The organism is Nocardia sp. NPDC051833 (assembly GCF_040681225.1).
Lineage (GTDB): Bacteria > Actinomycetota > Actinomycetes > Mycobacteriales > Mycobacteriaceae > Nocardia.
Window position 1 is genome coordinate 2,694,698 of sequence record NZ_JBFAYK010000001.1, and the last position, 19,482, is coordinate 2,714,179.

The following is a 19,482-nucleotide window of genomic DNA, read 5'->3' on the forward strand; positions in this document are numbered from 1 at the left end:
GCGCCGCCCCCCCGCGCCCCCCCCTCCCGGCACCGTGGCTTGCTCCTTCGTCGCGTACGCCACGGCGCCTGATCGGCGGGACGGCCGCGACGGCCGACTGCGTCGGCCTGCCCCTCCTCGAGGTCGGGGCGTGCGGGGTTGGGAAGGCGGACAGTCGCTGTTCGGGCCGACTCAGTGCAACTCGGTCGACTGGGCGGTCACAGTCGTCGGGTCCGGGGTGTGCGCCGAAAGCTTGGGGACGGCCAGTTGCGTGGGGGTCAGTCGGCCGCGGAGGGTGACGGTGTCGCCCAGGTTCCAGTGGGCGGTTTCGGAGTCGGCGGCGCGGGCGAGGGTGGTGGCCGAGCTGAGGAGGCGTTCGTCGTAGTTCTTGGACAGCTCGCACAGGCGGGCCGCCTCGTTGACGGCGTCGCCGATGACGGTGAATTCGTAGCGGTTGTGGGTGCCGACATTGCCCGCGACGACCCGGCCCGCGGCGACGCCGATGCCCGCGTCGAGGTCGGAGGCGTCGCGCAGCCTGCGCTGGATGGCGCGGCCGCAGGACAGGGCCGAGCCGGCCAGGTCCGGCAGGGGAGCGGGGGTGCCGAAGACGGCGAGGGCGGCGTCGCCCTCGAACTTGTTGAGCAGGCCGCCGTGCCGCTCCACCTCGTCGACGACGATGTCGAAGAAGCGGTTGAGGATGCCGACGATCTCGGGGGCGGGCCGGGTGGCGGCCATGGTGGTCGAGCCGATGATGTCGATGAACAGGGCGGCGGCCTCGGTCTCGGTACCGCCGAGCACCGGCTGGGAGGCGATCGCGGCCATCGCGACATCGTGGCCGACGTGCTTGCCGAACAGGTCTTCGATCAGCGCGCGCTCACGCAGGCCGTGCACCATCCGGTTGAAACCGCTCTGCAGGTCACCGAGTTCGGTGCCGTCGTAGAGGGTGACCTCGGTGTCGAGATCGCCGTCCTCCACCCGGCGCAGCGCCTGACGCACCCCCTTGATCGGGGCGACCGTCGCCGCGACGACCTGGGCCATCAGCAGCATCCCGAACAGCAGCGCCGAACCGCCGAGACTGAGCACGCAGACCGCCAGCCTGGCCTTGCTCACCGCGGGATCGGCCAGCGCCCACACCGCGACGATCATCGACAGCGCCACCGGGATACCGACGCCGACCAGCCACGACAGCATGGTCCGGCCGAACACGCCGATGCCGCGGCGGCGGTGCGGGTCGGCCTGGAGCACCCGCGCGGTCACCGGCCGCAGCGCGAATTCCACGATCAGATAGCTGTTGGCGCACACCACAATGCCCGCCGCGCCGATGGACAGCACCACCTTGGGGATCAGCGCCGGATCGACCACGCCATAGACGATCGTCAGCGTGACCAGTGCCAGCGTCCACAGCACCGCCTGCTGCAACACCATCCAGCGCGGCGCCGAGACCGCGACGCGCTGCTCGGGTGGGGTCGGTACGTGGTCGGGGTCGGTGGCCCAGCGCATGGTGCGCAGGCCGGCGAGGGTGCCCCACACGGTGCCCACCGCCAGCGCGACGACGGCGCACAGCGGCGTGAAGACGGCGTTGATCAGCAGCAGTTGCCTGGTGAAGACGGTCGGGCCGGGCAGCACGAAGCCGGCGAGCACCACGATCATCGTGATGCCGATCAGGTTGGCCACGAGCAACGGCACGGTCAGCAGCAGTTGCACGCGGACCCGCCGGATGGACGACTTCTCCTCGACCGGACCGAGCAGCGGTGAGCCCCACGGCGCCGCGCGCTTCGGTCCGTTGCTGTGGATCACTCACGCACTGTAAACCGAGTATCGGGCACCGCGACAATGTGTAGCCCAGGTCACTGGCTGATGGTCTTGGCTATATGACCAGTCAGTGGTCTGTTTTCCGCCGCGATACGGCATCGTGTGCGTTCCGCGCCCGCCGATTTCGTTTCGGAGTACATATGTCCACTGAAAATGTGTACTCAGCGCTCGAGTAGCCGGTCGACGACGGCGCGGTAGCGGGCGGGGTCGAGCTGCGGCAGGCCGAGCAGGGCGCGCAGGTAGACCCCGTCGCCGACCAGGCGGATGGTGTCGGCGCGGACGGGGTCGTCCACCTCCTCGTCGAGGCCGTCCGACCAGGCCGTCATCACGCCGTCGAGGGCGGTCTGCACCTCGTCGGGCTCGCTGCCCGCCGAGGCGTCGATGGTGCGCATGGTCGCCAGCAGTGAGCGGTACAGCGCGAGTTCGACGGCGTCGGCCTCGGCGGTGGGGTCGGGTGTCTGCAGGTACCACTCGGCGGCCGGGGTGCCGCCCGCCCGCACCTCCGCGAGCTGGGTGTGGGCGCGTTCACCGAGTCGTTCGACCAAGCCGACGAGCAGGGCGTCCTTGCTCCGGAAGTGATACAGCAGCCCGCCCTTGGACACGCCCGCCGCGGCGGCGACGTTGTCGAGGGTCATCTGGGCCGCGCCGCGCTCGAGCAGCAGGGTCTCCAGGGCGTCGAGGATGCGATCGCGGGTGCCGGGGCTCACGGCAATCACTGTACCGTCTGGACGGTTTCTCTGTTACTATACCGTCTGGACGGTTTACCAACTCAGAAAGTCGAGAAACCGATGAACACCCCCGTCACCACCGCCACGGCCCCGCCGCGCGCCACCGCGCGCGAGTGGGCCGGCCTCGGTGTGCTGGCTCTCGCCCTGCTGCTGCTCGCCGTGGACGCCACCGTGCTCGACCTGGCCGTGCCCGCGATCAGCGCCGACCTGGCACCGAGCACACCGCAGCTGCTCTGGATCATCGACGTCTACTCCTTCGTGCTCGCCGGCCTGCTGGTCGTGATGGGCAACCTCGGCGACCGGATCGGCAGGCGCAGGCTGCTGCTGATCGGCGCCGTCGGCTTCGGCATCGCCTCGGCGTTGGCCGCCTGGGCGGTCTCGCCCGAGATGCTCATCGCGGCCCGCGTGCTGCAGGGTGTCGCCGGTGCCACGCTGATGCCCGCCACGCTCGGCCTGATCCGCTCGATGTTCCAGGACGCGCGGCAGCGCACCCTGGCGATCGGCGTGTGGAGCGCGATGGCCGGCGGTGGCGCCGCGGCCGGTCCGCTGGTCGGCGGCTGGCTGCTCGAGCACTTCTGGTGGGGCTCGGTGTTCCTGGTGAACCTGCCGGTCATGCTGGTGCTGCTGGCGCTCGCGCCACTGCTCATCCCCGAATCGCGGGACCCGAATCCGGGCCGGTTCGACGGGCTCAGCGCGGTGCTGTCGATGCTGGCGCTGGTCCCGGTGGTCTACGCGGTGAAGGAAACCGCCGCGCACGGCCCGACGGTGGGCGCGCTGCTGGTCGGCCTGGCCGGTGTGCTCGCGGGCGTGCTGTTCGTGCGCAGGCAGCGTCGCCTGGCCGATCCGATGCTGGACCTGCGGCTGTTCGCGCTGCCCCGGTTCCGGGTCGCGGTGTTCACCAACCTGCTCGCGGTGTTCGCGCTGGCCGGTGTGCTGTTCTTCGGCTCGCAGTACCTGCAGCTGGTGCTCGGTCGCTCGCCGCTGGAGGCGGGTCTGCTGATGCTGCCCGGCCTCGCGGCCAGCGTGTTCGGCTCGCTCGCGGCGGCCTGGCTGGTGCGGCGCTGGCGCGCCGCGGTCGTGCTGGCCGGTGCGCTGGTGACGACCGCGCTCGGCACGGCGGCCTTCCTGCTGGTCGACGTGGTCAGCGGCGCCGAGGCGTTCGTGCTCGGTTTCGTCGGCATCGGCCTCGGCGCCGGTGTGGCCATGACGGTGGCCGCCGACCTGGTCGTCGGCTCGGCCCCGGCGGAGCGTGCCGGTGCGGCGGCGGCGATCTCGGAGACCGCCTACGAGACCGGTCTCGCGCTCGGCGTCGCCCTGCTGGGCAGCACCGTGATGGCGATCTTCCGCCGTGGCCTCGACCTGTCACTGCTGCCGGACGACGCGGTGGCGACGGCGTCCGGTTCGCTCAGCGGCGCGGTCGAGGTCGCCCGTGAGCTCCCGGCGACGGTGGCGCAGGAGTTCCTGTCCTCCGCGCACCAGGCGTTCGTCAGCGGTATCCACCTGACGGTGCTCGGCATCGTCGCGGTGCTGCTGTTCGCCGCCTACAGCGCGGTGCGCACGAAGAACACCCGCGCGTGAGTACGCCGTGGGGCCGGTGCCGATCCGGCCCCACGGCGGCTTGCCTTCGCCGGATCGCCTCGGCCGCGTCGTCGATGGCGGCGGGGTCGGTCGGACGGCCGCGACTGCCCAGCCGAGCGAACCGGCGCCGACTTCGGCGATGCCCTCGTCGCTGACCCGTGGATCAGCGGGCGGGCGGCAGCTGACGCTGACCGCCGCCGGGGAGCTCGTTGGCGTTGCCGCCGGGGAGCTCGCCGTAGCCGTCGGCGGTCGGCAGCGTGTTGCCCTGACCGGCGGGCAGCGCGGTGTAGGTCGGCGCGGCCTGGTACTGGCGCGGGTCCGGGTGGTACCGGGTCGACGGCGCGTCGACAACGGTCGAGGCGATCTGCTGGGCGTACGGGTTGTACTGCGGCGCAGCCTGTTGCGGGTAGCCCGCGGGCAGGTACCCCTGCGCGGGCTGACCCGGCAGCTGGTAGCCGGGCGGCACCATCATCTGCTGCTGCTGCGCCTGCGAGTCCTGGGTGTCGACGGTGACCTTGCGGCTGCGGCGCAGCGTGAAGGTGACCTCCTCGACCTCCTCGAACGCCTGCCGCGCGGTGCGCAGCGGGTGCGTGGCCGAGTCGATCGCGTTGGCGACGAACGAGGGCACCAGCGGACGGATCCAGCGGGCGGCGGTGTCGGTGAACGGCACGGTGCCGATGATCGGCAGCTCGAGTCCGCCGCCCCCGGTCGGCGCCTGCGCGGGCGCGGCGGCGGCGACCACCGGCTGGGCGGGGACCAGCGCACCGGCCTGCGGCGCGCCCGCGGGCAGCGCGTTGGGCAGGTACCCGGCGGGCAGCTGCTGCTGGGAGACGTTCGGCTCCAGAGCCACGGAGTCGTCCTTTCGATGCGGCTCGGTGATCCCGAGCTCGAAACCGCCGATGGCGGCGATGATCCTGGTGCGCTGACGTTCCCGATCGATGACGGTGTCGGCCTCGATCGCCAGGCGCGCCGAGGTGAGTTCGTGGTCGGCGCGCAGGGCGGCCGCCTCGGTGCGCACCTCGGCCCGCTTCACCGCGATCGCGGCGTCGGCCTCGCGCTGGGCCCGGTCGGCGACCTCTTCGGCATCGACCCGGCGGTCCAGCGAGGTCTCCCCCCGCCACCAGCGCAGCAGCAGGGGAAGCAGGGCGAGCAGGACACCGGCCAGCAGGATGAGCACGCGCAGCGCGCCGGCCCCGGCGTGGTCGGTGGTGTAGCCGTTCATGGCCAGCCAGCGGGCGCCGAGCCCACGGTCGGCCTCGGCGAACGCGGTGGCGCGGGCGGCGGCCAGCTCGGCGGTCTCGGTGCTGACCCGCTGGTCGAGCTGGTCGGTGCGGGCTTGCGCGGCGGCGAGCTGTTTCCGGGAGTCGTCGAGCATGTCGTTGGCGGTCTGGGCCTCGGGACCGCGGCCGGGGACGCCGGTGATCCTGGTCTGCGGGCACTCCGGCGTCGGGTTGTACTCGCACCGGGCGATGACCAGCGCGCGGTCGATATCGGCCTGTGCTTTGGCGATGCTCACGTCCAGCGCGGCGCGATCGGCGCTCGCCTGGTCGAATTCGGTCCGCGCGGCGACGACGACCGGCGCGTTCTCGGCGCTCGCCTGCGCCCGCACGTCCAGCTCCCGGTCCACGGTGCCGCCCAGCAGCACGGTCGAGGCCAGCTCGGCGACGAGCACGCCGGCCAGCACGCCGACGCCGATCCGCGCGGCGGTGCCGACCCGGTCGGCGGCGCCGGGCCGGGTGGTGGCCAGCGCGCGCCCGAGCGCGGCGGCGGCCACGGTGACGACCAGCGCGAGCGCGACGACGGCGAACGCGCCGATCCCGTCGGCGGCGGCGAGGGCGGCGGCGGTGACGATGCCCGCGACCGCGGCGAACAACAGCACGGCGGCACCGGTGACGACGTAGCCGCCCTGTTCATGGTTGTAGGCCAGGTCGGAGCCCGTTTCGGAATCCCGGCGCCGGGGCGAGGCGAGGCCTCCGCCGAGCCAGGTGAGTGTGCCGGTCATTGGGTTCTCCCGGGTCGTGCGCTCCACTGGGCATGGCGAAACTGTCATGGATTCGTTGTGTCAGCGTGACAGGCAGCGACCCGACACACCGAGTGTCGAGGACCCCCTTGTGGTCAGCCTCACAGTAGTAGGGCCCCGGCATCGTCGCGAGCCGGCGGTGTAGGTCACATGCCCAGGCCACCTCGGCGTGTCGACCCCGGCGATCCGTACCTACCGGTTGGTAGAGGCCCCTTTGTGGCGAACGCCACTGTTCCAGAATTAGCCAGCAGTGTGCTGTGTCGCACAATCGTGATACAGACCGTACGGTCGGATGGCTGCGAGGCCACGTCGGAGCCGCTGTCGGAAATATCTCACCGGTTCTGTCCCGGTTAGCGGAGCGCGCAGGTTTGACCTGCGCATTGTCTGGGAATTCTGCTGCGGTGCAGGTGAGTTCAGCTTTCGGCCCGGTGCCAACAAGTGTTTCGGACCTGCTCCGCCACGGTGTTCGCGCAGGTCGGCGCGGGTTGTTCGGGATCGATCCGGCCCCCGCTCTGCTTTACACTGGACGACGCGCGCGACGAAGCATGCCGCCGTTACAAACCCCAGCTAGACAGGTTTCTTAGCACGACCTTAGTTGGTTGGGTCTGCGGTCTGACTTATCGTTTGCTCTTACGCCGAACGCACCCCTGTTCGGCACAACCACCTGTTTCGGGGTCCGGTGAAACCGGGCCAAGACTAGCGGGTGAACCCCGCACGGAGGTAAGGGATGTGTAAGCGTTCCGTTACCTCTGAGCACCCACTACGTCAACGAAGCGGGTGGACAACTGGAGACGTGACTGCACGCCGCAAACCATCATCGCCGCTGGTTTCGGATCGTACGGACGCAGTCTTGACGGAGGCGAAACGACGAAGGGCCCAACTCAACGGGCGGCCGATTCATCGACAGCCGACTTTCTTGAAGGCAGAGGCATGACGCAACTTCCTGGCCACAGGTCACCCGGTGTCACCGGGCTCTACGATCCGGCATTCGAGCACGACGCCTGCGGCGTCGCGTTCGTCGCCGACATGCACGGACGACGCAGTCGAGACATCGTCGACAAGGCCATCACGGCCCTGCTGAACCTGGAGCACCGCGGTGCCGCCGGTGCCGAGCCGAACTCCGGCGACGGCGCGGGCATCCTGATCCAGCTTCCGGACAAGTTCTTCCGCGCGGTCGTCGACTTCGAGTTGCCTCCGGTCGGCTCCTACGCCTCCGGTATCGCCTTCCTGCCGCAGTCCCGCCGCGAGGCATCGCGTGCCGCCTACGGTGTCGAGAAGATCGTCGTCGAAGAGGGCCTCGCGGTGCTCGGCTGGCGCGAGGTGCCGATCGAGGAGTCCTCGCTCGGCGCGCTGGCCCGCGACGCGATGCCGACCTTCCGGCAGCTGTTCATCGGCTCGCCCAAGAACTCGGCCGAGCAGCTCTCCGGCCTGGATCTGGAGCGTCGCGCCTACGTGATCCGCAAGCGGATCGAGCACGAGCTCGGCAAGTCCGGCTCCGGCGAGGGCTCCGTCGGCAAGGAATCGGTGTACTTCCCGAGCCTGTCCGGCGAGACCTTCATCTACAAGGGCATGTTCACCACGCCGCAGCTGCGCGCGTTCTACCTGGACCTGCAGGACGAGCGCGTCGAGTCGGCCATCGGCATCGTGCACTCGCGCTTCTCCACCAACACCTTCCCCTCGTGGCCGCTGGCGCACCCGTTCCGCCGGGTCGCCCACAACGGTGAGATCAACACCGTCACCGGTAACGAGAACTGGATGCGCGCGCGTGAGGCGCTGCTGCGTTCGGACGTGTTCGGCAAGGACGAGGCGGGCAAGAACCGCCTGCAGAAGATCTTCCCCGTCTGTACGCCGGGTGCGAGTGACACCGCGCGCTTCGACGAGGTGCTGGAACTGCTGCACCTCGGTGGCCGTGACTTGCACCACGCGATTCTGATGATGATTCCCGAGGCCTGGGAACGCAACGAGAACATGGACCCGCAGCGGCGGGCGTTCTACGAGTACCACTCCATGCTGATGGAGCCCTGGGACGGCCCCGCCGCCGTCTGCTTCTCCGACGGCAAGAAGATCGGCGCCGTGCTCGACCGCAACGGCCTGCGCCCCGGTCGCATCTGGGTGACCGAGGACGGCCTGGTCGTGCTCGCCTCCGAGGTCGGCGTCCTCGACATCGACCCCTCCACCGTGGTCCAGAAGATCCGCCTGCAGCCGGGCAAGATGTTCCTGGTCGACACCGAGGCGGGCCGCATCGTCACCGACGACGAGCTCAAGTCCGAGCTGGCCGCCGCGCAGCCGTACCAGGAGTGGCTCGACGCCGGCGTGAGCCGCCTGGCCGACCTGCCCGACCGCCCGCACGTGCACATGTCGCACGACCGCGTGCTGATCCGTCAGCAGATCTTCGGCTACACCACCGAGGACCTGAACCTGCTGATCACGCCGATGGCCAAGACCGGCGGCGAGGCACTGGGCTCGATGGGTACCGACACCCCGATCGCGGTGCTGTCGAACCGGTCGCGCCTGCTGTTCGACTACTTCTCCCAGCTGTTCGCGCAGGTCACCAACCCGCCGCTGGACGCCATCCGGGAGAAGGTCGTCACCAGCCTCAAGCGCAACATCGGCCCCGAGGCCGACCTGCTGCACCCCGGCCCGGAATCGTGCAAGCAGATCGCGCTCGAGCAGCCGATCCTCGACAACGACGAGCTGTCCAAGCTGGTCCACATCAACGACGACGGCAGCCACGCCGAGCTGCGCTCGGTGGTCGTGCGCGGCCTGTACCCGGTCGCCGAGGGCGGCGAGGGCATGCGACTAGCGCTGGCCGCGATCAACACCCAGGTGTCGGCGGCCATCGACGGCGGCGCGCGGATCATCGTGCTGTCCGACCGCGAGTCCAACGAGAAGCTGGCGCCGATCCCGTCGCTGCTGCTCACCTCCTCGGTGCACCACCACCTGGTGCGCGAGCGCACCCGCACCATGGTCGGCCTGGTCGTCGAGGCCGGTGACGCCCGCGAGGTGCACCACATGGCGATGCTGGTCGGCTTCGGCGCGGCCGCGATCAACCCGTACATGGCCTTCGAGACCATCGAGGACATGCTCGAGCGTGGCTCGCTGCAGATCCCCGGCTCGACCGGTGACCTGGCCGCCGACTACCGCAAGGCCGTCGCGAACTACTGCACCGCGGCCAGCAACGGCGTGCTCAAGGTGATGTCCAAGATGGGCATCTCCACCCTCGCCTCCTACAACGGCGCCCAGCTGTACCAGGTCATCGGCCTGGCGCAGGACCTGGTCGACGAGTACTTCACCGGCCTGCGCTCCCCGCTGGGCGGCATCGGCCTGGACGAGATCGCCGAAGAGGTGGCCATCCGCCACCGCACCGCGTTCCTGGAGAACCGCAACGAGCGCGCGCACCGCGAGCTCGAGGTCGGCGGCGAGTACCAGTGGCGTCGTGAGGGCGAGTACCACCTGTTCAACCCGGACACGGTGTTCAAGCTGCAGCACGCGACCCGCAGCGGTCAGTACTCGATCTTCAAGGAGTACACCAAGCTGGTCGACGATCAGTCCGAGCGGCTGGCCGCGCTGCGTGGCCTGTTCAAGTTCAAGACCGGTCAGCGCGAGTCCATCTCGATCGACGAGGTCGAGTCGGCCGCCGAGATCGTCAAGCGGTTCTCGACCGGCGCGATGAGCTACGGCTCCATCTCGGCCGAGTCGCACGAGACCCTGGCGATCGCGATGAACCGCCTTGGCGCCCGCTCGAACTCCGGTGAGGGCGGCGAGAGCCCGGCCCGCTTCGAGGTCGAGGAGAACGGCGACTGGCGTCGTTCGGCGATCAAGCAGGTCGCGTCCGGTCGCTTCGGCGTCACCGCGCACTACCTGACCAACGCCACCGACATCCAGATCAAGATGGCCCAGGGCGCCAAGCCGGGCGAGGGCGGCCAGCTGCCCGCGCACAAGGTGTACCCGTGGGTCGCCGAGGTGCGGCACTCCACGCCGGGCGTCGGCCTGATCTCCCCGCCGCCGCACCACGACATCTACTCGATCGAGGACCTGGCGCAGCTGATCCACGACCTGAAGAACGCGAACCCGCAGGCGCGGATTCACGTGAAACTCGTCGCGGAGCCGGGTGTCGGCACCGTCGCCACCGGCGTGTCCAAGGCGCACGCCGACGTCGTGCTCATCTCGGGCCACGACGGCGGCACCGGCGCCTCGCCGCTGACCTCGCTCAAGCACGCGGGTGGCCCCTGGGAGCTCGGCCTGGCCGAGACCCAGCAGACCCTGCTGCTCAACGGCCTGCGCGACCGCATCGTGGTCCAGGTCGACGGTCAGATGAAGACCGGCCGCGACGTGATGATCGCCGCCCTGCTCGGCGCCGAGGAGTTCGGTTTCGCGACCGCTCCGCTGGTCGTCTCGGGCTGCATCATGATGCGCGTGTGCCACCTCGACACCTGCCCGGTCGGCATCGCGACCCAGAACCCGGTGCTGCGCGAGCGCTTCTCCGGCAAGCCGGAGTTCGTCGAGAACTTCATGCTGTTCATCGCCGAGGAGGTGCGTGAGCTGCTCGCCGAGCTGGGCTTCCGCACGCTCGACGAGGCCATCGGCCGGGTCGACCTGCTCGACACCAGCAAGGCCAAGGCGCACTTCAAGGCCGCCAAGCTGGACCTGTCGCCGATTCTGGACATGCCGGAGACGGCGTTCATGAACCAGAACACCCGCTGCACCGGCACCCAGGACCACGGTCTGGACAAGGCGCTGGACAACGAGCTGATCGCGCAGAGCGCCGACGCGCTCGAGCGTGGCCAGGCGGTCCAGATCGAAACCAAGATCACCAACGTGAACCGCACGGTCGGCACCATGCTCGGCCACGAGGTGACCAAGCTCTACGGTGGCGCGGGCCTGCCCGACAACACCATCGACATCACCTTCAACGGTTCGGCGGGCAACAGCTTCGGCGCGTTCGTCCCGGCCGGCATCACGCTGCGCGTGCAGGGTGACGCCAACGACTACGTCGGCAAGGGTCTGTCCGGTGGTCACATCGTGGTCCGCCCGTCGCTCACCGCACCGGAGGGCTTCGTCGCCGAGAACAACATCATCGCGGGCAACGTGATCATGTTCGGCGCGACCAGCGGCCGGATCCTGATCAACGGTGTGGCGGGCGAGCGGTTCGCCGTCCGTAACTCCGGCGCCACCGCGGTCGTCGAGGGTGTGGGCGACCACGCGCTCGAGTACATGACCGGTGGCCGCGTGGTGATCCTCGGTGGCACCGGCCGCAACCTCGGCGCCGGTATGTCCGGTGGTGTCGCGTTCGTCTACGACCCGGAGGGCACGCTGCCCGCGCGCGTGAGCCCGGATCAGGCGGAGGCGATCGAGCAGCTCTCCGGTGACGACTTCACCTGGCTGCGCGACATCATCACCACCCACCGCGACGAAACGGGTTCGGCTGTGGCCGAACGCATCCTGAGCGATTGGTCCCAGCAGGTGAACCACTTCGTGAAGGTCATGCCCCGCGAATACAAGAAGGTTTTGCTCGCCATCTCCGAAGCTGAGAAGAGCGGCAAGGACGTGGACGAGGCGATTATGGAGGCCGCTCGTGGCTGATCCTCAGGGATTTTTGAAGCACACCTCTCGGGAACTTCCCACCCGGCGCCCGGTCGAGCTGCGACTGCTCGACTGGAAAGAGGTCTACGAGGACAAGTTCTCGCACGACTCCCTGCAGAAGCAGGCCAGCCGCTGCATGGACTGTGGTATCCCGTTCTGTCACAACGGCTGTCCGCTGGGGAACCTGATCCCCGAGTGGAACGACCTGGTGTACAAGGGTGCCTGGCGCGAGGGCATCGACCGCCTGCACGCCACCAACAACTTCCCGGAGTTCACCGGCCGCCTGTGCCCGGCTCCGTGTGAGGCGTCCTGCGTGCTCGGCATCAACCAGCAGCCGGTCACCATCAAGCAGGTCGAGGTCGAGCTCATCGAGAACGCCTTCGACGAGGGCTGGGTCACCCCGGTGTACCCGACCCGCCTGACCGGCAAGAAGATCGCCGTCGTCGGTTCGGGCCCGGCCGGCCTGGCCGCCGCCCAGCAGCTCACCCGGGCCGGTCACACCGTGACCGTGTTCGAGCGCGACGACCGCATCGGCGGCCTGATGCGCTACGGCATCCCGGAATTCAAGATGGAGAAGTCGGTCATCGACCGTCGCCTCGCCCAGATGGAGGCCGAAGGCACCATCTTCAAGGCGGGCGTGAACGTCGGCGTGGACATCACCGCCGAGCAGCTGCGTGAGCGTTTCGACGCGATCGTGCTGGCCGGTGGCGCGACCATCGCCCGCGACCTGCCGATCCCGGGCCGTGAGCTCGACGGCATCCATCAGGCGATGGAGTTCCTGCCGCTGGCCAACCGCGTCCAGCTCGGCGACGACATCACCGACGAGAACGGCCTGCCGCCCATCCACGCGAAGGGCAAGAAGGTCGTCATCATCGGTGGTGGCGACACCGGCGCCGACTGCCTCGGCACCTCGCACCGGCACGGCGCCGAGAGCGTCCACCAGTTCGAGATCATGCCGCGTCCGCCGGAGGAGCGCGCCGGTTCCACCCCGTGGCCGACCTACCCGCTCATGTACCGGGTGTCCTCGGCGCACGAGGAGGGCGGCGAGCGCGTGTTCTCCGTGAACACCGAGCGTTTCGTCGGCAAGGACGGCAAGGTCACCGGGCTCGAGGCGCACGAGGTCAAGATGGCCAACGGCCGGTTCGAGAAGGTCGAAGGCACCGACTTCACCCTCGAGGCCGACCTGGTGCTGCTGGCCATGGGATTCGTCGGCCCGCAGAAGCCGGGCCTGCTGACCGACCTGGGCGTCGGTTACGACGGCCGTGGCAACGTGCAGCGGGACAAGAACTGGGCCACCAACATCCCCGGCGTCTTCGTCGCCGGTGATATGGGCCGTGGTCAGTCGCTCATCGTGTGGGCGATCGCCGAGGGCCGCGCCGCGGCCTCGGCGGTGGACAAGTTCCTGGAAGGCGAGACCGCGCTGCCCGCGCCGATCCCGCCGACGGCTGTCGCCCAGCGCTGATCAGCTACTTCGAAGCGCCCGTGGACCTCGGTCCACGGGCGCTTTGTCGTTGTGTCGCAGGCTATTTCGCTATCCGGGCAGCTCTGGTAGCGTCTTCCGGTTCTGCACCGGCCGGGGCGGGGCCGTCGAAAGGCGTGCGTAGGGGTCTGAACACGGCACGCGCACAATGTTTTCGGTGCCGAAGCAAACGACGTGGCTGATCTCCGGTGCAGCACATAGACTTTCCGTTATCGATGTGTAACCGGTGATGACCCGAGGGGGAGAAGTGCCGTTACCGCCGGGAACGATGGCGAGTCTGCATCGCGCCGCCGAGCGCGGAGACGGTACCGCCATGCACAACCTCGCCAACATCTACTACGACCACAGCGATTTCGACGCCGCCGAGCACTGGTTCCGCCGGGCGGCCGCCGCCGGGCACACCAGGGCGATGAACAATCTGGCCGTCCTGCTGGACAAGCTCGGGGAGTTCGACGAGGCCGAGTCGTGGTACCGCAGGGCCGCCGCCGCCGGCAACGTCAACGCCATGTACAACCTGGCCACCCTGCTCTACCAGTGCGGTGACCGCCGGGGTGCCGAAACCTGGTACCACCATGCCGCTTTCGCGGGCAATGTGGACGCGATGTACAACCTCGCCCGCCTGTGCGAGGACCAGGACCGCCTCGACGACGCCGAGGCCTGGTATCGCGACGCCGCCGACAACGGTGACATCGACGCCGTCAACAATCTCGGCATCCTGCTGCGGCACCGCGGTGCCCTCACCGAGGCCCGCCGCTGCTTCCGCCGCGCCGCCGATCTCGGTCACCCGCGCGCCATGGCCAACCTCGCCGCGCTCCTGGAATCCCAGGGCGCGCACCGCGAGGCCGAGTCCTGGTATCGGCGCGCCGCGGGCTGAGTAGCTCCCTTCCGGCGGACCACCTCCGCGGTCCGTGGCTTCGTCGCGTTCTTTTCGTGATGTTCGCGAGAGGATCGCCGGTGCGTAAACAGCGGTTGAGCACCGGGTTTATCGGCTCGGCAGCGAATCGAAATCAAGTTACCCAAAAGTATTGATACCGAGCGGTTTTCCAGCAAACCTCAGCAAACATTATGGGCCACAGCAATTTTCCGGCGTTCGGCGTGCGGGAATTTGCGGGGAGGTATAACGTCACGTTCCGATAACCTCTCGATGACAGGCCGGGGCGTGTGAATTCTCTCGACGGCTGCCTGAAGCGCATCATGGATATTCCCGGTGCGTGCAGCGTGACACTGGTGGATGGGGCCAGCGGGTTGGCGATTGCCGCCGCTGGAGTGCACGACATCGTCGACGAACACGAGGATGCGGCGGGCACCACGGATGTGGTGCGGGCCGCGCTCGGCTGTTCGGCGCTGGCGACCGGGCGCCCGGACGACGACATCACCGAGATCGTCGTCTGCCGCACCGACGGCTTCCACCTGTTGCACCTGATCGAGGGTGATTTCGACGGCAGGCTTTTCGTGCACGTCGTCTTCGGCGGTGACGCCGGCAATCTCGGTATGGCCCGGTATCAGCTGCGCGGCGCGCTCGAGGAATTGACGGGCGGCGATCGATGAGCTTGGCCCTCGCCGAGGAATTGCACCGGCACGAGGAACAGGGTTCGACCGGGGTATTGCGGGCCGGGGACGGGGAATTCCATCTGGCGCGCGGCGCGATCGCCTCGGCCGGGTGCAGGCGCACGATCGGCCTGGACCGGCTGGTGGTCGAGGCGGGCGTGGCGACCGCCGAGGACTGGCGCCGGGCGGGCGCGGGCGATCCCGGCCCGTTACTGCATCGGCCCCGGCTGGAAACCCTGGCGCTGCTGTCGGTCTTCGACGCCGCCTTCTTCCTGCTCGCCTCGGCGGCCGAGCCGGAATTCCGGCCGACGCCCGAACATTGGCTCGCCCCCGTCTGCCGGGTGGCGCCGCACACGCTGCTGCACGAATGCGCCCGGCGCAGTGCTTCGGAGTGGGGCCCGTGGCCCGCCGACCTGGTCGCCGCGGTTCCGGTGATCCCCGCGCGCCGGGTCCGCCGGCATCGGGTGGTGCTCACCGGCGGCCAGGCCGAGGTGCTGGCCGCCGCCGACGAGCGGCGCAGCATCGCCGAGATCGCCCGCGACCTCGGCCGCACCACCTACGGCTGCCTGGTCGCGGTGCGCGACCTCACCACCGCGGGGCTGATCCAGGAACCCGACCGCGCGGCGGCGGAGCAGGCCATGGCGCCCGAGCCCGTCGCCGCGCCGCCTGCCGGACGGCACCTCGCGCTCGCGCCCGCACCCGTCGAAGACACCGGGCGCCACCGGCATTCGGCACCCGAGGTGCCGAGCACAGGCGTGCCCGCGCTACCGAAGCGGGTCCCGCCCGCGCTCGGCGGCGGCGTGGGAACGGCTCGCCCGCCCCGGCCGGTGCACGCGGGGACGGGCGAGCGAACCGGTCGGCACGCGGTCGACGAGGAAGCGACCGCGCCCGCCCGGTACCGCGGAAACCGAACCGGCGCGGCACCGTACGAACCCGAGCGCTGGCGACAGGTCGACCGCGAAGTACTCATCCGGCTCAGGGCGGCGTTGGAGGAGCTTGCGTGACCGTGCGGAAGAAACTGCTCGGTGAATGGAGGGGAAGGACGAAGGTGGCGATGCCGGTGCCCGAACGGAACACGGCCGTACTGGCCGAACTGAAGTCGTTGCGGGAGCGCGTCCCCCGCCTGACCGGTTCGGTGGTGGCTTCCAGCGACGGGCTGCTGATCGAACACGACCTACCCCCGCACATCGAACCCACCGGCATGGCCGCGATGGCGGCCGCGCAGCTGTCGCTGTCGTATCGCCTGGCGACCACGGCGCACGGCGGTGGGTTCAACGAGGTCGTCGTGCTCGGCACCGAGGGGCAGGTGGTGATCTACGCCGCCGGCTACACCTCGCTGACCGTGCTCGCGGGCCCGGAAGTGAACGTCGGCCGGCTCCACCTGGAGTCGCGGCCGGTGGCGCGCGCCATCGCCGAACATCTGGCGGCGGCGCAATCCAAGGAAGAAACCGATTGAAAGGCACGACATGTCGAATATGGACCTGGCACTGAAGGACATGATGGTGATCGACGGTGCGATAGGCGCCGCGGTCGTCGACTACAGCAGCGGGATGGCGCTCGGAATGCTCAGCAGCAGCAAGGCGCTGGATCTGCAGATCGCCGCGGCGGGCAACACCGAGGTGGTCCGCGCGAAGATGCGCACCATCGAGCAGCTCGGCATCAACGAGGACATCGAGGACGTGCTCATCACCCTCGGCAGCCAGTACCACGTCATCCGCCCGATGACCGGCCGCAAGTCCAAGGGCCTGTTCCTCTACCTCGCGCTCGATCGCGGCCGGTCCAACCTGGCGCTGGCCCGCCACCGCCTCAAGGGCATCGAGGAAGACCTGGAGGTGTGAGTCACCCCAACGGCGGATGAACATGTCGGCGACTCGAAGTGGCCGCCGACATCCCGCGCACCCTGCGGCGATGTCGACTGTCGGAAATCGGACATGCGCGAGTCGTCGTGTGGCATCAGCGGGCTCGTCCGCCTATTGTGATTCGCGGCGAGGTCTGGGTGAGGCGCAGCGTGGCCATCGGCCGATTCCAGGATCTCGACAGCGACTTATCGGGGTTTGCTCTGCATCGAGCAAAGGTGAACTGGAGCGGTATGCAGTTGAAGAAAGTTGTCGCGGCGCTGGGTGCTGCCGCGGCGATGACCACCGGCATCATGGTCGGCAGTACGAGTGCCGCGGCGGCGCCCGGCTGCCCGAGTCTCTATGTCGTCGCGATCCCGGGCACCTGGGAAACGGGGCACGACAAGGCTCCTGGCCCCGGCATGCTCGCCGGCGTCACCAACGGGCTACCCCGGAACACCGACGTCGACTACGTCACCTACGCCGCCACCGCTTTCCCGTGGGAGGGCGATGTCTACGGTCAGTCCAAGAAGCAGGCGGTCGACGCCGCGCGCGGACTGATCACCGCCAAGCTCGCCGCGTGCGGTGACACCGATATCGCGCTGGTCGGCTACAGCCAGGGCGCCGACGCCGCGGGCGACCTCGCCGCCGAGATCGGCACCGCCGTCAGCCCGATCGCGCCCGGCAAGGTCAAGGCCGTCGGCCTGATCTCCGATCCGCGCCGCTCGCCGACCGACGTGCAGATCGGCCCGATCGCCGCCGGCGCGGGCGCCGGTGGCGCGCGGCCCGGTGGCTTCGGCTGGATCAGCGACCGCGTGCGCACCATCTGCGCCGTCGACGATCTGTACTGCGCCACCGCCACCGACGACTTCGTCACCCGCTTCGCCGGCTTCCTCGCGCAGAGCTCCGACGCCAACCCGGCCAACCTGTGGCGCTACCAGATCGAGGCGGGCGCCATCGTCAACGACCTGATGGCCCACGGCGGCGTCCCGACCCTGCAGGCGCAGCTCTCCGACGCGGCCAACCAGCAGCGCGCCAAGGACCTGGAGCGCTTCTACCGCTCGCAGGCCCACACCCTCTACGGCAGCTACCCGGTGGGCGGCGGCCAGACCGCCATCACCTGGATGCACAACTGGATCGCCCAGCAGGCCTGAGCGAACGCCCCCGAGGGCCCGGTGTCGGATGACCGACACCGGGCCCTCGGCCGTTCACGGGGAGGCGGGACTCGCGAGGTTGCGCGGCAGCAGGTCCCAGACGTGGCCGTTCTCGTTGATCGTCGCGGCGGTGCGGGAGCCGGTGCGCGAGTACAGGATCCGGGTCACCGAGCAGTAGTCGATCGGGAAGGTCAGCGGGCGGTCCAGGCCGAGGATGTCGGCCAGCAGGACATTGACGACGCCGCCGTGCGCGAAGGCGACGACGGTGTCGGTCGGGGCCGCGGCGGCGACCAGGCCGTCGATCGCGGTGAGGACGCGGGCGATGAAGGCCGGACCGTCGATCTGCTCTGGTAGCAGACCCGCCTTGATCCGGGCGTAGGCCTCGGCGAAGTCGGTCTTGGCGTCTTCGATGGGGATGTAGGCGGGCAGGTCCCGGTCGTACTCGGCGAGGTCGTCGATGATGTCGACGGGCAGTTCGCGCGCGGCCGCGGTGGGGGCGGCGGTGTCGCTGGCCCGCCGCTGCGGACTGCTGACGATCCGGGCGATCTCGTGCGCGGCGAGCGCGGCGGGAACGCGGTCGGCCTGCTGCCCGCCGATGTCGGTCAGGCCGGGATCGGCGGCGGTGGTGGCCCCGACGACGCGTTCGGGCTGGGCGTGACGCACGAGAATGAGCTGCACGCTCACACACTCTGCCGTATCGCCGGGCCGGACGGTCTCACGGCTCCGGGTCGATCTCCGTACGACCGGTCACATCGGCGGTGTCGATGATGACGATCTCCCTGCCGTCCTGGCGCAACACCTTCAGGAAGCCGGGCGGATTCTCCATCACATAGCCGTCGACGAGGCCGGTCTTCGTCTCGATGTGCTCGCGGGAGACCCACGGCACCTGGACGGTCGCGGCCAGGATCAGGGCGGCGCCGGTGACGATCAGCGTGGAACTGCCGACGAACCAGTGCGCGAACTTCGCGCCCTGGGGATTCCGCTTGCCCGCCCGCAACAGCCCGAACAGCACCAGTGCGAGGACACCGGCGACGATCAGCACCCACCACACCCGGTAGGTCCACACCAGCGCGCCGGTGAACAGGGCGATCACGACCAGCCAGGTCAGATTGCCCGCGTTGGTCCAGCTCGGCCTGCCGAGCCGGATCTGATGGATCACCGCCTCCGGCAGCAGCACCGACAGCGCGATTCCGCCGAGCAGCGGGCTGGCCATCAGCGTGCCGACCACCATCGCGGCGACATCACCGATCCCCAGCGTGCCGAGCAGCGAGAACGCGGCGTTCCAGTCGTAATCGGTGACGGCGAACAGCCGCAGCAGCAGGAACAGGCCGGCGACACCGGTCGCGGACAGCCCGTGGGCGAGCAGGCGTTCGTTCGAGGACTCGCGGGGATGCCTCGTCATCGGGCGAGGATATCGCCGCGAGTCCCTCGATCAGGTCAGGGCTGACCGTACGGCGGCTGACCACCCTGGGGACCGCCGTAGGGCGGCTGGGCGGGCGGCTGGCCGTTGTCCTTCTTCTTGTTCTTGAGCAGGAAGATGCCACCGATGATGAGCACGACGATCAGCAGGCAGCAGATACCGCCGATGATCAGGCCGGAGCTGCTCTTCTTTTTCTTCTTGGCCGCCAGCTCCAGCGCGGTGTTGACCGTGTCCGAACTCGCCAGGGTGTCGAAGCTGCTCGTGAGCATGTGCGGGTCGACGAGGGCGGCCGTGGTCAGCAGATCCAGATACATGTGTTCCCATCCCGATAGGTCGTTGGCCCGG

General features: G+C 69.4%; 15 protein-coding genes. 9 read left to right on the top strand and 6 right to left on the bottom strand.

Annotation, left to right across the window (positions count from 1 at the left end; translation table 11 throughout):
* Nucleotides 1-171: 171 nt before the first annotated feature.
* Both AB0L91_RS12195 and AB0L91_RS12200 read right to left on the bottom strand, forming a co-directional pair.
* Entirely contained in the window at nt 172-1,776 is a 1,605-nt protein-coding gene (locus AB0L91_RS12195; RefSeq protein ID WP_365009387.1) for an adenylate/guanylate cyclase domain-containing protein, read from the bottom strand.
* A 176-nt stretch (nt 1,777-1,952) separates the two neighbouring features.
* Nucleotides 1,953-2,498 (bottom strand): TetR/AcrR family transcriptional regulator, encoded by a 546-nt coding sequence (locus tag AB0L91_RS12200; RefSeq protein WP_365009388.1) that lies wholly within the window; start codon nt 2,496-2,498, stop codon nt 1,953-1,955.
* A gap of 81 nt (nt 2,499-2,579) precedes the next feature.
* Between AB0L91_RS12200 and AB0L91_RS12205 the strand changes: the two genes are divergently transcribed.
* On the top strand, nt 2,580-4,097 hold the full coding sequence (locus AB0L91_RS12205) for an MFS transporter (protein WP_365009390.1): 1,518 nt from the start codon (nt 2,580-2,582) through the stop codon (nt 4,095-4,097).
* Between the two features lie 163 nt (nt 4,098-4,260).
* On the opposite strand, the gene AB0L91_RS12210 is transcribed toward AB0L91_RS12205, so the two are convergent.
* Entirely contained in the window at nt 4,261-6,099 is a 1,839-nt protein-coding gene (locus AB0L91_RS12210; RefSeq protein ID WP_365009393.1) for a DUF4407 domain-containing protein, read from the bottom strand.
* A 948-nt stretch (nt 6,100-7,047) separates the two neighbouring features.
* Between AB0L91_RS12210 and gltB the strand changes: the two genes are divergently transcribed.
* The 8 genes from gltB (at nt 7,048) to AB0L91_RS12250 (ending at nt 17,717) form a co-directional block, all read left to right on the top strand.
* Entirely contained in the window at nt 7,048-11,700 is a 4,653-nt protein-coding gene (gene gltB, locus AB0L91_RS12215) for a glutamate synthase large subunit (RefSeq protein ID WP_365009396.1), read from the top strand.
* Entirely contained in the window at nt 11,693-13,162 is a 1,470-nt protein-coding gene (locus AB0L91_RS12220) for a glutamate synthase subunit beta (RefSeq protein ID WP_365009399.1), read from the top strand. The genes gltB and AB0L91_RS12220 overlap by 8 nt, the downstream gene beginning before the upstream one ends.
* Before the next feature lie 286 nt (nt 13,163-13,448).
* A complete protein-coding gene (locus tag AB0L91_RS12225; protein WP_365009402.1) occupies nt 13,449-14,054 on the top strand; it encodes a tetratricopeptide repeat protein in 606 nt (201 codons plus the stop codon).
* A 344-nt stretch (nt 14,055-14,398) separates the two neighbouring features.
* Nucleotides 14,399-14,728, top strand: coding sequence for a hypothetical protein (locus tag AB0L91_RS12230; RefSeq protein WP_365009405.1), 330 nt, complete (start codon nt 14,399-14,401; stop codon nt 14,726-14,728).
* Nucleotides 14,725-15,732, top strand: a complete 1,008-nt coding sequence (locus AB0L91_RS12235; protein ID WP_355283802.1) for a hypothetical protein — start codon at nt 14,725-14,727, stop codon at nt 15,730-15,732. Before AB0L91_RS12230 ends, AB0L91_RS12235 begins: the two co-directional genes overlap by 4 nt.
* Complete coding sequence (locus AB0L91_RS12240; protein WP_355283800.1) at nt 15,729-16,184, top strand: roadblock/LC7 domain-containing protein; 456 nt, start codon at nt 15,729-15,731, stop codon at nt 16,182-16,184. The genes AB0L91_RS12235 and AB0L91_RS12240 overlap by 4 nt, the downstream gene beginning before the upstream one ends.
* A 10-nt stretch (nt 16,185-16,194) precedes the next feature.
* On the top strand, nt 16,195-16,566 hold the full coding sequence (locus AB0L91_RS12245) for a hypothetical protein (protein ID WP_365009407.1): 372 nt from the start codon (nt 16,195-16,197) through the stop codon (nt 16,564-16,566).
* Between the two features lie 251 nt (nt 16,567-16,817).
* A complete protein-coding gene (locus AB0L91_RS12250; protein WP_365009410.1) occupies nt 16,818-17,717 on the top strand; it encodes a cutinase family protein in 900 nt (299 codons plus the stop codon).
* A 54-nt stretch (nt 17,718-17,771) separates the two neighbouring features.
* Here AB0L91_RS12250 and AB0L91_RS12255 read toward each other — a convergent pair whose 3' ends face one another.
* From AB0L91_RS12255 to AB0L91_RS12265, 3 genes are read right to left on the bottom strand one after another with little or no spacing between them, the layout of a single operon-like run.
* A complete protein-coding gene (locus tag AB0L91_RS12255) occupies nt 17,772-18,395 on the bottom strand; it encodes a histidine phosphatase family protein (RefSeq protein ID WP_365009413.1) in 624 nt (207 codons plus the stop codon).
* 37 nt (nt 18,396-18,432) lie between these two features.
* Nucleotides 18,433-19,119, bottom strand: coding sequence for a hypothetical protein (locus AB0L91_RS12260; protein WP_365009416.1), 687 nt, complete (start codon nt 19,117-19,119; stop codon nt 18,433-18,435).
* A gap of 35 nt (nt 19,120-19,154) precedes the next feature.
* The gene (locus AB0L91_RS12265) at nt 19,155-19,451 is read right to left on the bottom strand and encodes a hypothetical protein (RefSeq protein ID WP_365009417.1); all 297 of its coding nucleotides are present in this window, start codon (nt 19,449-19,451) and stop codon (nt 19,155-19,157) included.
* Nucleotides 19,452-19,482 lie beyond the last annotated feature (31 nt).

Bases quoted from the DNA above. Each gene is read 5' to 3' on its own strand.
- AB0L91_RS12205 (WP_365009390.1), top strand. From the start codon at position 2,580: ATGAACACCCCCGTCACCACCGCCACGGCCCCGCCGCGCGCCACCGCG.
- AB0L91_RS12210 (WP_365009393.1), bottom strand. From the start codon at position 6,099: ATGACCGGCACACTCACCTGGCTCGGCGGAGGCCTCGCCTCGCCCCGG.
- gltB (WP_365009396.1), top strand. From the start codon at position 7,048: ATGACGCAACTTCCTGGCCACAGGTCACCCGGTGTCACCGGGCTCTAC.
- AB0L91_RS12225 (WP_365009402.1), top strand. From the start codon at position 13,449: ATGGCGAGTCTGCATCGCGCCGCCGAGCGCGGAGACGGTACCGCCATG.
- AB0L91_RS12235 (WP_355283802.1), top strand. From the start codon at position 14,725: ATGAGCTTGGCCCTCGCCGAGGAATTGCACCGGCACGAGGAACAGGGT.
- AB0L91_RS12245 (WP_365009407.1), top strand. From the start codon at position 16,195: ATGTCGAATATGGACCTGGCACTGAAGGACATGATGGTGATCGACGGT.
- AB0L91_RS12250 (WP_365009410.1), top strand. From the start codon at position 16,818: ATGCAGTTGAAGAAAGTTGTCGCGGCGCTGGGTGCTGCCGCGGCGATG.
- AB0L91_RS12260 (WP_365009416.1), bottom strand. From the start codon at position 19,119: ATGACGAGGCATCCCCGCGAGTCCTCGAACGAACGCCTGCTCGCCCAC.
- AB0L91_RS12265 (WP_365009417.1), bottom strand. From the start codon at position 19,451: ATGTATCTGGATCTGCTGACCACGGCCGCCCTCGTCGACCCGCACATG.